The sequence below is a fragment of the Telluria sp. RT2P19 genome (assembly GCF_059685725.1).
In genome coordinates this window covers 13,946-27,925 of the sequence record NZ_JCASIL010000006.1, presented here as the reverse complement: position 1 = coordinate 27,925, position 13,980 = coordinate 13,946, and the positions used below count along the sequence as shown (strand labels likewise).

At 69.0% G+C, this 13,980-nt stretch carries 11 protein-coding genes; 2 read left to right on the top strand and 9 right to left on the bottom strand.

Annotation, left to right across the window (positions count from 1 at the left end):
- Positions 1-33 precede the first annotated feature (33 nt).
- The 5 genes from paeA to AC56KW_RS09565 all read right to left on the bottom strand — a co-directional run bounded on the left by paeA (position 34) and on the right by AC56KW_RS09565 (position 4,828).
- The gene (paeA, locus tag AC56KW_RS09585) at positions 34-1,365 is read right to left on the bottom strand and encodes a polyamine export protein PaeA (RefSeq protein ID WP_497170504.1); all 1,332 of its coding nucleotides are present in this window, start codon (positions 1,363-1,365) and stop codon (positions 34-36) included.
- A 191-nt stretch (positions 1,366-1,556) separates the two neighbouring features.
- Positions 1,557-1,913, bottom strand: a complete 357-nt coding sequence (locus AC56KW_RS09580) for a translation initiation factor Sui1 (RefSeq protein WP_497170503.1) — start codon at positions 1,911-1,913, stop codon at positions 1,557-1,559.
- 42 nt (positions 1,914-1,955) lie between these two features.
- The gene (locus AC56KW_RS09575; protein ID WP_497170502.1) at positions 1,956-3,599 is read right to left on the bottom strand and encodes a TonB C-terminal domain-containing protein; all 1,644 of its coding nucleotides are present in this window, start codon (positions 3,597-3,599) and stop codon (positions 1,956-1,958) included.
- A gap of 125 nt (positions 3,600-3,724) precedes the next feature.
- Positions 3,725-3,919: a type II toxin-antitoxin system antitoxin gene (locus AC56KW_RS09570; protein WP_497170501.1), complete on the bottom strand. Its 195-nt coding sequence runs from the start codon at positions 3,917-3,919 to the stop codon at positions 3,725-3,727.
- A gap of 12 nt (positions 3,920-3,931) precedes the next feature.
- Positions 3,932-4,828, bottom strand: a complete 897-nt coding sequence (locus AC56KW_RS09565) for an SPFH domain-containing protein (protein WP_497170500.1) — start codon at positions 4,826-4,828, stop codon at positions 3,932-3,934.
- A 579-nt stretch (positions 4,829-5,407) separates the two neighbouring features.
- On the opposite strand from AC56KW_RS09565, the gene AC56KW_RS09560 reads away from it, so the two are divergent.
- Positions 5,408-9,499, top strand: coding sequence for a response regulator (locus AC56KW_RS09560; protein ID WP_497170499.1), 4,092 nt, complete (start codon positions 5,408-5,410; stop codon positions 9,497-9,499).
- Entirely contained in the window at positions 9,496-10,449 is a 954-nt protein-coding gene (locus AC56KW_RS09555) for a diguanylate cyclase domain-containing protein (RefSeq protein ID WP_497170498.1), read from the top strand. The genes AC56KW_RS09560 and AC56KW_RS09555 overlap by 4 nt, the downstream gene beginning before the upstream one ends.
- Before the next feature lie 42 nt (positions 10,450-10,491).
- Here AC56KW_RS09555 and AC56KW_RS09550 read toward each other — a convergent pair whose 3' ends face one another.
- From AC56KW_RS09550 to AC56KW_RS09535, 4 genes are read right to left on the bottom strand one after another with little or no spacing between them, the layout of a single operon-like run.
- The gene (locus AC56KW_RS09550; RefSeq protein WP_497170497.1) at positions 10,492-10,947 is read right to left on the bottom strand and encodes a MaoC family dehydratase; all 456 of its coding nucleotides are present in this window, start codon (positions 10,945-10,947) and stop codon (positions 10,492-10,494) included.
- The gene (locus tag AC56KW_RS09545; RefSeq protein WP_497170496.1) at positions 10,947-11,474 is read right to left on the bottom strand and encodes a MaoC family dehydratase; all 528 of its coding nucleotides are present in this window, start codon (positions 11,472-11,474) and stop codon (positions 10,947-10,949) included. Before AC56KW_RS09545 ends, AC56KW_RS09550 begins: the two co-directional genes overlap by 1 nt.
- Positions 11,471-12,724 (bottom strand): acyl-CoA dehydrogenase family protein, encoded by a 1,254-nt coding sequence (locus AC56KW_RS09540; RefSeq protein ID WP_497170495.1) that lies wholly within the window; start codon positions 12,722-12,724, stop codon positions 11,471-11,473. Before AC56KW_RS09540 ends, AC56KW_RS09545 begins: the two co-directional genes overlap by 4 nt.
- Positions 12,725-12,731: 7 nt before the next feature.
- Positions 12,732-13,934 carry an acyl-CoA dehydrogenase family protein gene (locus AC56KW_RS09535; RefSeq protein WP_497170494.1) on the bottom strand — a complete coding sequence of 401 codons (1,203 nt, stop codon included), beginning with the start codon at positions 13,932-13,934 and terminating at the stop codon, positions 12,732-12,734.
- Positions 13,935-13,980: the final 46 nt, after the last annotated feature.

The following is a 13,980-nucleotide window of genomic DNA, read 5'->3' as shown; positions in this document are numbered from 1 at the left end:
CGCGACGTCTGCCAACGACATCACTGCGCGGGACTAGTCGGTCAACAGGGTCGACGCCGCGGAGAACGTGTCGGGGCGCTCCAGGCGCTTGACCAGCAACTGGTCGATGCGGTAATGGTCGACGTCGACGACCTCGAAACGCATGCCCTCGTGCTCGACGCTATCGGTCGGCTTGGGCACCTTGCGCAGCATGTACATCATGAAGCCGGCCGCCGTCTCGTAGCGCTCTTCCTCGGGCAGCGACGGCAGGTCGAGCACGCGCTTCATGTCCGCCACCGGGGTGCTGCCGTCGATCAGCCATGAGCCGTCGTCGCGCTGCATGGTCTGCTGGTCGGCCTCCAGCGGGCTGCCCCAGCGGCCCATGACGGTGACCATGATGTCGCTCAGCGTGATCACGCCGACCACGAAGGCATATTCGTTGATTACGACCGCGAAGGTCTCCTTGCTGGAACGGAAGCGGTCGAGCATCTCGGACAGGGTCAGCGTGTCCGGGATCATCAGCACGGTGCGAATGGTCGATTCGCTCAGCTGGAACTTCGATTGCTTGCCCAGCAGGCGCACCAGGATGTCGCGTGTATCGACATAGCCGACCACGCGGTCGATCACCCCGTCGCACACGGGGAATTTCGACAGCGAGTGGTTCGCGATCTTCTGGCGAATGCTTTCCTCGGGCTCGCTCAGGTCGAAGAACACGACGTTCTCGCGCGTCGTCATGGTCGACGTGACGGTGCGCGACTCGAGCTCGAACACGTTCTCGATGAAGTGCTGCTCCTGCTTCTGCAACACGCCGGCCTGGGCGCCGGCCTCCACCACCGCCGAGATCTCGTCGAAGGTGATGCGGTCTTCGCGCGTCATGTCGACTCCGAACAGGCGAAACAGCATGTTCGCGATCTTGTTCAGCGCCCATGAGAACGGCCGGAAGAGACGGATCACGAACAGCACGGGACGGATCACGGCCATCGCCGTGACCTCGGGCGCGATCATCGCCAGGCGCTTGGGCATGAGGTCGGAGAACAGCACGAACAAGGTCGTGACGAACACGAACGACAGGGCGAAGGCAATATTTTCGCGACCCGGGCCGCTGTAGAACAGCGACAGCCACTCGAGGAAGAACGGCCGCAGGGCGCCCTCGCCCAGGATACCGCCCAGGATCGCGATCGCATTCAGGCCGAGCTGCGAGGCGGCGAAGAAGTCGGCCGACTGCGCCTGCAGGGCCATGACCTTGCGGGCCCGCTCGTCGCCCGCCTCGGCCAGAAGTTTGAGCTTGATTTTACGCGCGCCGGCCAGCGCGATCTCGGTCAGTGACAAGAAGCCGGCCGCCAGCACCAGCAAGGCCAGCACGGCCAAATGTTCGAATAGATTCATGGGACACCCGGGTTTGTTTTTGGGTCGCTTTGACCGGGGTATTGAGGCAATGATGTCACTTTAGCACATGGCCAGCTTGACCGGTCGAGCAGGATGTCGGCCATGTGCTCGGGACCGACGAAGAACGCGTGCCGCATCCCGGCGGCGCGGTGGACCAAGCGCTCGCCGCCAATGCAAAGCCCATGCAGGGTTCAGCCACCCGTACGCTTCGGGGCGTGACCCAGCCTGGTCAGCGTGTCGGTCACCAGGTCGCAATGGTCGCCCTGCACTTCGATGACGCCATCCTTGACCGTGCCGCCGGAACCGCAGGCGGCGCGCAACTGCTTGCCAAGCAACGCCAGCGCTGCCGCGTCGAGCGCCACGCCCTTGACCAGCGTGACAGTCTTGCCGCCCCGGCCTTTCGATTGGCGCGACACCCGCACCACGCCATCGCCGACCGGCGCGGCCCTGGCCCGGCACGCGCACGCCGCCAGAGGCTGCCGGCATGCGGGACACATGCGCCCGCTCTCCGTGGAATAGACCAGGCCAGCGCTGGGACTGCGTTTCATGTCATGCTCACGTTTCTATGCAATGGTGGGGTGCCGCATGCGCTACTGCAGGCGCACAGCGACATCGAACAGCCAGGTGCGGCGTATCTCGACCACATCGTACTGCCTGGCCAGCGCGGGCGGGAAAGGACCGTAGGGCGCCTGGCTCGCGATGATCTCGCGGATACCGTCGTCGATCGCCGGCACGCCGCTCGAGGTGACGAATGTGACCTTTTCGACGGAACCGTCGGCGCGGATCGCCACCGTGACGACCGGCTGCCTGTGCGGCTGCTTGAGCGCGTCGCGCACCATGTCCAGCGTCATGTTCAACTCGATCTTCCGGCTCATCGCCTGCGCATACTCGACCAGGTCCTGGTTGGGATCCGCGCGTCCGAACAGCCACCCGCGCCGCAGGCCGCTGACTGTCGGCTGCGGCAGGCCCGGCGCTGTCGCGTTCCCGTCGCGCAGGGCGGCCTCCCTGGCCAGTTGTTCGGCGATCGCGCGCAGCCTTTCCTCGCGCGGCGCCAGCGGCGCCGGCTGGCCCTGTCCGACGGGTGCTTGCAACGCCGGCGACTGGCTGGCCTGGGCCTGGCTTGCCCGTTCCTGCTCACGTGATGCCTGCTCACGTGATGCCTGCTCACCTGCCGCCTGCTCACGCGCCGCCTGCGCACGTGCCGCCTGCTCACCTGCCGCCTGCGCACGCGCCGCCTGCTCACGTGCCGCCTGCTCACGCGCCGCCTGCTCACCTGCCGCCTGCTCACGCGCCGCCTGCTCAAGTGCCGCCTGCTCACGCGCCGCCTGTTCGCGCGCTGCCTGCTCACGCGCCGCCTGTTCGCGCGCTGCCTGCTCACGCGCTGCCTGCTCGCGCGCTGCCTGCTCACGCGCCGCCTGTTCGCGCGCCGCCTGCTCACGCGCCGCCTGCTCACGCGCTGCCTGCTCACGCGCTGCCTGCTCGCGCGCCGCCTGCTCACGCGCCGCCTGTTCGCGCGCTGCCTGCTCACGCGCTGCCTGCTCGCGCCGCTCCTGTTCGCGCCGTGCCTGCTCTTGTTGGACGGTTTCCTGCCGCACGGCCTCAAGCCGCTCCGCTTCTTTCTGCGCCTCCCACGCCTTCGCATCCTGCCTCGCCTGTTCATGGCGCGCCGCCTCGAGTGCTGCCTCTCTCGCCTCTTCGCGTTGCTCGGCGGCGACCCGGTCCGCTTTCACGCGCATGGCTGCCTCGCGCTCGGCCTGCGCACGCGCCAGGGCGATCAACTCGACCTGGGGGGACTGGTCCACCGCCTGCGGTTTCGATGTCGGGTCAAGCGCCGGTTCGGCGACGATCTCCTTCGCTTCCTGACTGACTTGCGGCGGCGCCGGAACAGGCATCTGCACGCGTGGGGCGGCTGGCGGCGCCACCGCTGCAATCGGAGCGGCAGGGGAAGCGATAACGGGAACGGGAACGGGGACCGGAGTCGGGGCTGGTCCGGGCCCCGGTATTGGCGCCGTCGCTCGAACGGGCGCCGGCGCGGCTGCTCGCACCGCCTCCGGCGCCGCGGCCGGCGTCGCCGCAGGGCGGGCCTGCGCCAGCACGACCTGCAGATCGCTGGCCGCCAGTCGCCGCTCGTGCCAGGGAAGACGCAGTCCGGCGATGCCGAAAGTGTCGCCCTGGATGGGTATGCTGAGCAGCAGCGCGTGCAACAGCAGGGACAGCAGGATCCCCAGGCGCAAGCGCCCTGACGCGACGGGTGGGGAAAACCGCTTCGAATAGGCCACGTGAACGATAAGATGCCGATAAGGAAACAAACCCGGCGATGCTAACACAACAGCAGCAAGACGGATGTCGCAGCGCACCGCTAGTCGCCGTCGCCGCCCTCGTCCCGTTTGCCCGGCTCGATCTGCTTCACGCCGCGCCGCGCCAGTCCCTCGCGCAACATGAACTCGATCTGCGCGTTCACACTGCGCAGGTCGCGGGCCGCGAGGCGCTGCAGTTCTTCCCACAATGCGGGGTCGATGCGCAACGGGAAGGCTTTTTTACCTGGACTTGCCATGCTGGTCGGCCGCTAGTTATACAGTGTGCCCGTGTTGACGATCGGCTGGGTTTCCTTGTCCGAGCACAGCACGACCAGCAGGTTGCTGACCATTGCCGCCTTGCGTTCGTCGTCGAGCTCCACGATGCCGCGTTCGGACAAGCCCTTCAGCGCCGTTTCCACCATGCTTACCGCGCCATGCACGATTTTGGCACGAGCGCTGATGATGGCCTCGGCCTGCTGCCGGCGCAGCATGACTTGCGCGATCTCGGCGGCGTACGCCAGGTGGGTCAGCTTGGCGTCGAGCACCTCCACGCCCGCCGCCTCGAAACGTGCCTGCAGCTCGACCTTGAGGGCCTCCGCCACGACGTCCATGCCGGCGCGCAGGGTCGTCTCGCCTTCGGGCAGGTCCTCACCCTCGTCGTAAGCGTATTGCGAGGCCAGGTGGCGCAGCGCCGCTTCGGCCTGGATCGAAACGTAGCGCTCGAAATCGTCGACCTCGAACACCGCCTGGGCGGTGTCGCGCACGCGCCAGACAACCGCCGCGCTGATCTCGACCGGATTGCCGCGCCTGTCGTTGACCTTGAGCGTCGGCGCGTTGAGGTTGCGGGCGCGCAGCGACAGGCGGCGCTTGACGTAGAACGGGAAGGCCCAGCGCAAGCCCTCGCTGCGGTCGGTGCCGATGTATTTACCGAACAGGGTCAGGATCGCGCTCTCGTTTGGCTGCAGCATGTAGAGGCCGCCCAGGCACAGCCCCCCTGCCAGCACCAGCGCCACGCCGCCAGCCAGGTACGGCAGGCCGGACGCCGTTTCCACCATCAGCTGAAACACGTAGAAGGCGGCCAGCAGCAGGACGATCCCGGCGCAGCCCGCCAGGTATCCGTTGGCCGAAGAGAACGCCGATTCGCGGCGCGTGTGAGCTCCATGCATATTCCACCCTCTCGTGTAAGTAACATCAAAGTGATATCACTTTAGGATCACCAGAACTTATTGTCAAGCAATTCTGGCAAGTTGACGGGACGTTCGCTCGGCGGCCGAATTGTCGCAACCGGCCCTCCACGCATGCTTGCAGTGCGGCTGCCGGCGCGCCGCTCGCCAGCGCTTGCTGGAAGGCCGCTACCACTTCGGCGTCATGCTTCTCGGCCTGCAGCGAGATGCCGCGACCCATCCACCACACGCCATTGCGCGCGCCCGTGCGCAGCGCGACCTGGTAGTGCCCGGCCGCTTCGCACTGGCGACCCTCGCGCTGCCACGCCGGCGACAACGAAGCGGTTCGCCATGATCATCGCCGATGATACTGGCGCGGTTGTGCCCGCCGGCTTCAGCGTACGATAATAATCAATCAATAAGCAAGGCGCGATAGCCGTTCCATAACGATGAATTCGGCCGGACGATCATGTTGCTGGCTCAAGACATTCGCCTGCACAATGTCGTATGCTGCTATGCGGCGTGGATGAGGACCGCTACCATGTCGCCTTCCCGCTGTGCGCCCCGCCCTGGAGTCCAATTTTGCCGTTCGCCCGTCTGCCGTTGCCCTCGATCCGCGCCAAGCTGTACATCCTGGTGCTGGCGTGCGCGCTGCCGATCCTGCTCGGCTATATCGCGCTGGCGCGCGACGCCGCGGTGCGCGAGCGCAACCATGTCTCGCGCGATGCCCAGACCGTGGCGGAAGTGCTGGCGGCGGCGGTCGAGCGCGACATCGAGAGTGGCGAGACCGCCGCCCGGGTGCTGGCCAATACGGCGATGATGGCCCGGGGCGACATGGCCGCCATCCATGGCGTGGCGCGCAGCCTGCTGCGGCCCGACTTCCCGGCCCAGGCCTTCGTATTGAGCCTGCCGAGCGGCATCCCGCTGGTTCATACCAATCATCGCCTCGGCGCGCCGCTGCCGCGCACCGGCAACGAAGACGACATCCGCCGCGTGGCCGAAACGGGCAACACGATGGCGTCCGGCCTGCACCGGCTCGATGGCGGCGCCCAATACGTGCCCTCGGTCGAGGTGCCGATCTGGTACGAGGGCGAGGTGCGCTTCGTGCTCTCTGTCCACCTGCGTCCGCGCCGTATGGCCGAATTGCTCGACAGCCAGCACCTCCCGGAGGGCTGGATCGCCGAGATCCACGACCGGCGTCTGATGACGATCTCGCGCAGCGCCGACGCCGGCCGGCACGTCGGCACGCCGATGGTCCCGGCACTGGCCGAGGCGGTGGCGCACGGCAGTCCCGGCATCGTCGAACTGCCGCAAGACGGCGGGCCGTCGACCTTCGCCGCCTTCGCGCGCTCGCCCAAGCATGGCTGGGTGGTCGCGATCCGCTATCCGCACAACGCCGCCGGCGAACTGCTCGGGCAATCGATGCCCAAGACCGTGGCCGCCATCGCCGCCCTGCTGGCGATCAGCCTGGGCCTGGCCTGGGCGCTGGGCGGCTCGATCGCGCGCGCCGTGCAGGGGCTGGCCGGCCCCGCCGAGCGACTCGGACGCGGCGAGCCGCTGGTCTTGCCGCCGTCGGACATCCGCGAAGTCGAGACGGTCGCGCATGCGCTGCGCCAGGTCGACGCCGAGCTGCAGGACTACCGGCGCTGCCTGGAGCGGCTGGTGGCCGAGCGCACCCAGGAGCTGGAGCGCTCCAAGGCCCAGCTGGAAACGGTGTACGCGGCGATCCCTGTCGGCCTGTGCTTCATGGACACCGAGCTGCGCATGGTGATGGTCAATGACTACCTGGCCGACATCAATGGCCGGCCGTCGCGCGAGCATGCCGGCCGCACCCTGCCCGAGCTGCTCGGCCCCAAGGGCGAGGAGCTGGAAGCCAATTACCGGCGCGTGATCGACAGCGGCCGCCCCCTGGTCGAGATCGAGGCCACGGCCGACACCCCCGCGGCGCCCGGCGTGATGCGCCACTGGATCTCGAGCTACTACCCGGTGCATGGCCCCGACCACGAGCTGATGGGCGTGAACGCGGTGGTGCTCGACATCACCGAGCGCAAACGGCACCAGCAGCGCGAGCGCGACCACCAGGAGATGTTCCGCGCGCTGTTCGAAGCGGCCGGCGACGCCCACCTGCTGCTGGCGTATGGCGCCAGCTTCGTGAGCGCCAACCAGGCCGCGGCCGACCTGTTCGGCTTTCGCGATCCGGCCGCCCTGCTCGAGGAGTCGCCCGCCAGCCTGTCGCCATTGCTGCAGCCCGACGGCCGCCCGAGCAACGAGGTGTCGCTGGAGAACATGCGGCGCGCGCTCGATGAAGGCAGGGCGTCCTTCGAGTGGCAGCACTTGCGCGCCGACGGCACCGAGTTCACCGCCGATGTGCTGCTGACCCGGCTCGACATCGGCGGCGTCGGCATGATGCAGGCCACGATCCGCGACATCAGCGCGCGCGTCGCGGCCGAGACAGCGCTGCGCGCCACCGGCGCCCAGCTCCAGGCGGCGCTGCGCCTGGCCGAACAGGCCAGCCGCGCCAAGAGCGAGTTCCTGGCCAATATGAGCCATGAACTGCGCACGCCGATGAATGCCATCGTGGGCCTGGCGCGCCTGCTGGAAGAAGGCCAGCTGGGCCAGCGTGAACGCGGCTACGTGGCGCGCATGCGCACCGCCGCCCGTTCGCTGCTGGGCATGCTGAGCGACCTGCTCGACTTCTCGCGTATCGAGGCCGGCCAGCTGACCTTGGAGCGCATCCCGCTGCGCATCGACGATGTCCTGGGCAGCATCGCGGTCCTGAACGGGCCGGGTGCCTGGGCCAAGGGCGTGGAACTGGCGTTCTCGGTCGACCCCGGCGTACCGCCGCTGCTGCGCGGCGACCCGGTACGGCTCGAGCAGGTCCTGCTCAACCTGGTCGGCAACGCGGTCAAGTTCACCGAGCAGGGCCAGATCGTGCTGTCGATCGCGCTGCAGCACGGGGCCGATGACCAGGTGCGCCTGGCCTTCGAGGTGCGCGACACGGGGATCGGCATCGCACCCGAGGTGCAGGCCGGGATCTTCGAGGTGTTTTCCCAGGCCGACAGCTCGACGGTCCGCAAACACGGCGGCGCCGGCCTGGGCCTGTCGATCTCGCGCCGCCTGGTGGAGCTGGCCGGCGGCGCCCTGCGGCTGGAGAGCAGCCTTGGCGCCGGCGCCGCCTTCCGCTTCGAACTCGACTTCGATGTGCTGGAAGCGGCTCCCATGGCGCCGCCCCCGGGAGACGACGCGCTGCGGGTGCTGGTGGCCGACGACAATGACAGCGCGCGCGCCGCCCTGGCCGCGGCCTGCGCCGCCTTCGGCTGGCGTGTCGACGCCGTGCGCGATGGCGATGCGGCCCTCGCGGCCTTGTGCGCCGGGCGCTATGACCTGGCCTTCCTCGACAGCGCCATGCCCGGCCTCGACGGCCTGCCGCTGATCGCGGCGGCGCGCAATGCCCGCGCGCACCTGCCCCGACTGTGCCTGCTGGCGCCCGATCCCGACACCGAGCGCTACGCCGAACTGGCCGACGACGTGGGCCTGGCCGCCATGCTGGGCAAGCCGTTTACGGGCGCCAGCCTGCGCGCGGCCGTCGCCCGCTTGCTGGGTGGGCTTGACGCGGCCGGGGCCGCCCCCGCCGGCACGCCGCTGGCCGGCTCCCTGCGCGGCCTGCGGGTGCTGCTGGTCGAGGACAACCTGATCAACCAGGAAGTCGCCAGCTTCATCCTGGCCCACGCCGGGGCCGCGCTCGACATCGCCGCCAACGGCCGCGCCGCCCTGAGCATGCTGCTCGAGGATGCGGCCTACGACGTCGTGCTGATGGACTTGCAGATGCCAGTGATGAACGGCTTCGAGGCCACCGCCGCGATCCGCGCCGCAGGTTTGACGGTGCCGATCGTGGCCATGACCGCCAACGCAATGGACGAGGACCGCCAGCGCTCGCTCGCGGCGGGCATGCAGGCCCACCTGGCCAAGCCGATCGACGTCGACGCCATGGTCGCCACCCTGTCGCGGGTCACGGCGCGGCCACCGGCGCTGCCCATGGCCGATGCCGCGCCCGCGCCGCCGGTCGCCTTGCCGCACCTGCCCGGCATCGACCTGAAATCGACCCTGCCGCGCTTTGCCGGCAGCTTCGAGCGCTTTTGCGAGCTGTTCGCCCGGTACGCCGACGGCCAGGCGCACACCTTCGCCGAATTGCGGGCGCAGGTCGAGTCGGGCGAGCGCGCCGGCGCCGGCCAGCTCGCGCACCGCCTGCGCGGCGTGAGCGCCAACCTTGGCGCGACCGTCGCCGCCGACGCCGCCCACGCCCTCGAACAGGCGCTGCGCGATGCCGACGACGGCACTGTGCGCCTGCGCCTGGCCGACCTGGCGCGCGCGCTCGACGCGGTGGTCGCGATCGCGCGCGAGCTGGCGCCGCCGGTGCGCGACCAGGAACCGGCCATGGCGCTACCCGTGGTGGATGACCGCGCCACGCTGAATGCCGCGCTGGCGCGTCTGCTCCACTTACTGGAAAATAACAATATGAGGGCCATCGCCGCCGAGGGCGCCCTGCGATCCGCGCTGGCGGCCGACGCCGGCCAGCAGGCCGCGAATGCGCTGGCCAACGCCATCGCCACCCTGCGCTTCGACGAAGCGGCGCGGCTGGTGGCAGAGCTCATGAAGCGAAAGGAGACACCGTGAGCTGGACCGAGATGGCGCAGGGTGGCCGCATCCTGGTGGTTGACGATGCGATGGAAAACATCCAGATCCTGCACGCTGCGCTGCAGGAAGAGCAGGAAGTGCTGTTCGCGCTGAGCGGAGCGCGCGCGCTGGAGCTGGCGCGCAGCCAGCATCCCGACCTGATCCTGGTCGACGCCATGATGCCCGACATGGATGGCTACGCCGTGTGCGCGGCCCTGCGCGCGGCGCCGGAGACGCGCGATATCCCCGTCATCTTCGTCACCGCGCTCAAGACGCCGGAGGACGAGACGCGCGCGCTCGACGCCGGCGCGGCCGACTTCATCACCAAGCCGGTCAACGCGGCCGTGGTGCGCGCCCGCGTGCGTACCCACCTGACCGTCAAACGCCAGGCCGACGCCCTGCGCGCCATGAGCCTGACCGATCCGCTCACCGGCGTGGCCAACCGCCGCGCGTTCGACGAGCGCCTGCACGCCGAATGGCGGCGCTGCGCGCGCGCCGGCTTGCCGGTCGCGCTGATCCTGGCCGACGTCGACCACTTCAAGGCGTATAACGACCACTACGGCCACCAGGCCGGCGACGCCTGCCTGGTGCAGGTGGCGGCGGCGCTACGGCGCGGTGCCGGCCGCACCCACGACCTGGTCACGCGCTACGGGGGCGAGGAATTCGCCATCCTGCTGCCCCAGCTCGACGCGCTCGGCGCCGAGGGCGTGGCCCGTCGCATGCTGGAAGAGCTGGCCCGGCTCGACCTGGCGCACGCTGCGTCGCCCACGGCGCCGCGGCTGACGGTGAGCATGGGCATCGCGAGCCTGGTGCCGCGCGATGCGCAAGGCGCCGACACGCTGCTGGCCGGCGCCGACGCCCTGCTCTACCAGGCCAAGGCGGGTGGACGCAACCAGTACCGCGTGGATGGTGCGGGCATGCCCGCCGCCGCCGGGGGCCAGGACACCTAGCGCGCCGCCTCGGTTTTAGGTCAAGCGCAGGTCAGGCGCAGGTCAGGCGTAGCAGCGGATCAGGAACTCGGCCGCGCAAATGGGTTTGGCGGCGCCGTCGGCCTCGATCGCCACATCCCAGGTGAACTGCCAGCCACCGGCCACCGCATCGGCGCCGCGCAAGCGCCAGCGTCCACGCACCCGGCTGCCCGAGGGGAGCGGGCTCGGGAAGCGCACCTTGTTGAGGCCATAGTTTACGCCCATGCGCATGCCCTCGATCGCCAGCGCGCTGGTGAGCATGGCCGGCAGCAGCGACAGGGTCAGGAAGCCGTGCGCCGCCGGCTGGCCGAACGGAGATTCGCGCTCGCAACGCTCGGGGTCGAGGTGGATCCACTGGCGGTCGTCGGTTGCTTCGGCGAAGGTGGCGATGCGGTCTTGCCCGACCTCGAACCAGTCGGAGACGCCCACTTCGCTGCCGACCAGGGCCGGCAGCGCGTCGAGTGCGATCGTGGTGGCCATCAATCCTGCCCGGCGGGACGTTTCCCGACCATGCTCATGCCGTCGACCGTGCACACGTCGACGCCATGCTGGTTGGTGGCGGTCCAGGTCGACCAGACCACGCCGCGATCGGGCCTGGTAGCGGATGCCTTGACCTGGCGCGTGAGGTAGCGCACGCGCAGTGTATCGCCCGGGCGCACCGGCTGCAGCCAGCGCACGCCGTCCAGGCCAGGCGAACCCATGCCGGCCGCCGAACTGAATACGCCGTCGACGACCATCCGCATCATCATGCTGCAGGTATGCCAGCCGCTGGCGATCAGGCCGCCATACGGCGACGCCTGCGCCGCTACGGTGTCGACATGGAAGGATTGCGGATCGAACTCGCGCGCGAAAGCGAGGATCTCGGCTTCGGTGACGGTACGCTCGCCCAGGTCGATCTGTTGGCCGGGATGGAAGTCCTCGAAATACCAGCGCTTCCCGGCTGGCGCGCCCGCCTGGCCTGGCGCGTCTTGCGCCGCGCCTGCCGCGCCGCCGCGTCTTGCCGTCATGCCGCCTCCCGGAATCCCGGCTGGGCAACGAAGCGCTCCAGGTGGTGGTCCATATCGCCCAGCGTCAGTTCGATCATCGACAGGCGCTTGAAATAGTGCGAGGTCGGCAGCTCGTCGGTCACGCCCATGCCGCCGTGCAGCTGGATGGCGCCCTGGCCGATGAAGCGCGCGGCCAGGCCCACGCGGTACTTGGCGGCAGACACGACACGCCGGCGTTCCGCGGCATCGCTATCGGTGCCATTCGGGCCTGCGCCTCGCACGCCCCCTCCATCCACTTCGCCACCTTGGCTTGCTTCGTCCGCATCGGCACCGGCGCGCGTGTGCGCCAGGGTGAGCGCCGCCAGCAGCGCCATTGAACGCGCCTGCTCCAGGTGGATCGCCATATCGGCCATCTTGTGCTGCAGCGCCTGGAACTTGCCGATCGGCGCACCGAATTGCTGGCGCGTCTTGAGATACTCGAGCGTCGCGTCGAACAGCGCCTGCATCGCCCCCAGCGCCTCGGCGCACAGCAGCCCGGCGCCGTAGTCGAGCGCCGCATCGAGGATGACGCCGCCCTCGCCCACCTGGCCGACCACGGCCTCTGGCCCGATCACGACCCCGTCGAGCACCACGTTCGCCGCGCGCAGGCCATCGAGCGTGCGGTAGCCGGTGATGGACAGGCCGGCGCTGTTCGCCGGCACCGCGAACAGCGTGACGCCATTCAGCGCTTGCCCGTGGCCCGCTACAGGAGCCGATGCCCGGGCCGACACCACCAGCACATCCGCCTCGGCGCCATGCACCACCACCCGTTTCTCGCCATGCAGGCGGTAGCCGCCGTCGACGGACTCCAGGCGGGTAGCGATGTCGAAGGCATCGTGGCGCGACTGGCGTTCGCCCAGCGCGCAGGCAAGCTTCGACTCACCCGCGGCCACGCGGGCGAGCAAGTCGCCATGTGCGCTGCCATGAAGGCCGCCCAGGCGCAGGAATTCGGCACCCAGCACCGTCGCCATATACGGTTCGACCACCAGGCCGCGGCCGAGTTCCTGCATCACGGCGAACAGGTCGACGGCGTCGCCGCCGAAGCCGCCGTGCGCCTCCGGCACCGGCAGCGCCGTCAGGCCGAGTTCGACCATGGTGTCCCAGGCCTCGGTCGATACGCCCGCTGCATGGTGGACGATCGCCCGGCGCTTGTCGAAACCATAGTCGCGGCCGATCCAGCGCCGGATCGCGTCGGCCAGTTGCAGCTGTTCCTGGTTCAATTCGAGATGCATGGCGTCCTCACAGTCCCAGGATCATCTGGGAGATGATATTGCGTTGGATTTCGTTCGATCCGCCGTAGATCGAGGTCTTGCGGTAGTTGAAGTAGTAGCCGGCCAGCGCAGCCGCATCGTCGTCGCCGGCGCTGGCGTGTTCGCGCCCGCCATCGAGGTAGTCCGGCTCGAACGGCAGCGCCAGCGGCCCGACCGCCTCCACCATCAGCTCGGTGAGCGCCTGCTGGATCTCGGTGCCCTTCACTTTGAGCATCGACGCTTCGGGACCAGGCGCGGTCTCGCCACGCGCCAGTACGCGCAGCACGGTCACCTCCAGCGCCATCAGTTCGATCTCGAGCGCCGCTACCTTGGCGCCAAACAAGGGATCGTCCAGCAGCGCTCGTCCGCGCTTGTGCTCGCGCAGCGCCAGGCGCTTCACGAACGCCAGTTCGCGCTTGGAACGGCCCACCGCGGCGATGCCCGTGCGCTCGTGGCCCAGCAAATACTTGGCGTAGGTCCAGCCGCGGTTTTCCTGGCCCACCAGGTTGGCGGCCGGCACCCGCACATTGTCGAAGAAGACTTCGTTGACTTCGTGGTCTTCGTCGAGCATCGCGATCGGACGCACCGTCACGCCGGGGCTGTGCATGTCGATCAGGAGGAAGGAGATGCCCTCCTGCTTGCGCACGCCGGTATCGGTGCGCACCAGGCAAAAGATCATGTCGGCATGCTGGGCCAGGGTGGTCCAGGTCTTCTGGCCGTTGACGATGTAGTGTTCGCCCGCGGCGTCGGTCTCGCGCCGCGCGCTGGTCTTGAGCGCGGCCAGGTCGGAGCCGGCGCCGGGCTCGGAATAGCCCTGGCACCACCAGTCCTCGCAGGACAGGATGCGCGGCAAATAATGCGCTTTCTGCTGCTGGCTGCCGAAGGCCATGATCACGGGCGCCACCATATTGACGCCGAACGGCAGGACCGGCGGCGTGCCGGCCAGCGCGCACTCTTCCTCGAAGATGTGGCGCTGCACCGGCGTCCAGCCCGGGCCGCCATGCTCGACCGGCCAGCCGGGCGCGGCCCAGCCCTGGGCGGCGAGGATGCGATGCCAGCGGACGTAGTCGTCCCGCTCCAGGCGAAGATGCCGCCGGACCTTGTGCTGGAGTTCTGGAGGGAGCTGCGATGCGAGAAAGGCGCGGACCTGGCGACGGAAAGCCAGGTCCTCGTCGGAGTAAAGCAGATTCATGCGGTCTCCTTGTTATCGTCGTCTTGAATAGCACGATCGTTCACAA

Bases quoted from the DNA above. Each gene is read 5' to 3' on its own strand.
- paeA (WP_497170504.1), bottom strand. From the start codon at position 1,365: ATGAATCTATTCGAACATTTGGCCGTGCTGGCCTTGCTGGTGCTGGCG.
- AC56KW_RS09580 (WP_497170503.1), bottom strand. From the start codon at position 1,913: ATGAAACGCAGTCCCAGCGCTGGCCTGGTCTATTCCACGGAGAGCGGG.
- AC56KW_RS09570 (WP_497170501.1), bottom strand. From the start codon at position 3,919: ATGGCAAGTCCAGGTAAAAAAGCCTTCCCGTTGCGCATCGACCCCGCA.
- AC56KW_RS09565 (WP_497170500.1), bottom strand. From the start codon at position 4,828: ATGCATGGAGCTCACACGCGCCGCGAATCGGCGTTCTCTTCGGCCAAC.
- AC56KW_RS09550 (WP_497170497.1), bottom strand. From the start codon at position 10,947: ATGGCCACCACGATCGCACTCGACGCGCTGCCGGCCCTGGTCGGCAGC.
- AC56KW_RS09545 (WP_497170496.1), bottom strand. From the start codon at position 11,474: ATGACGGCAAGACGCGGCGGCGCGGCAGGCGCGGCGCAAGACGCGCCA.
- AC56KW_RS09540 (WP_497170495.1), bottom strand. From the start codon at position 12,724: ATGCATCTCGAATTGAACCAGGAACAGCTGCAACTGGCCGACGCGATC.
- AC56KW_RS09535 (WP_497170494.1), bottom strand. From the start codon at position 13,934: ATGAATCTGCTTTACTCCGACGAGGACCTGGCTTTCCGTCGCCAGGTC.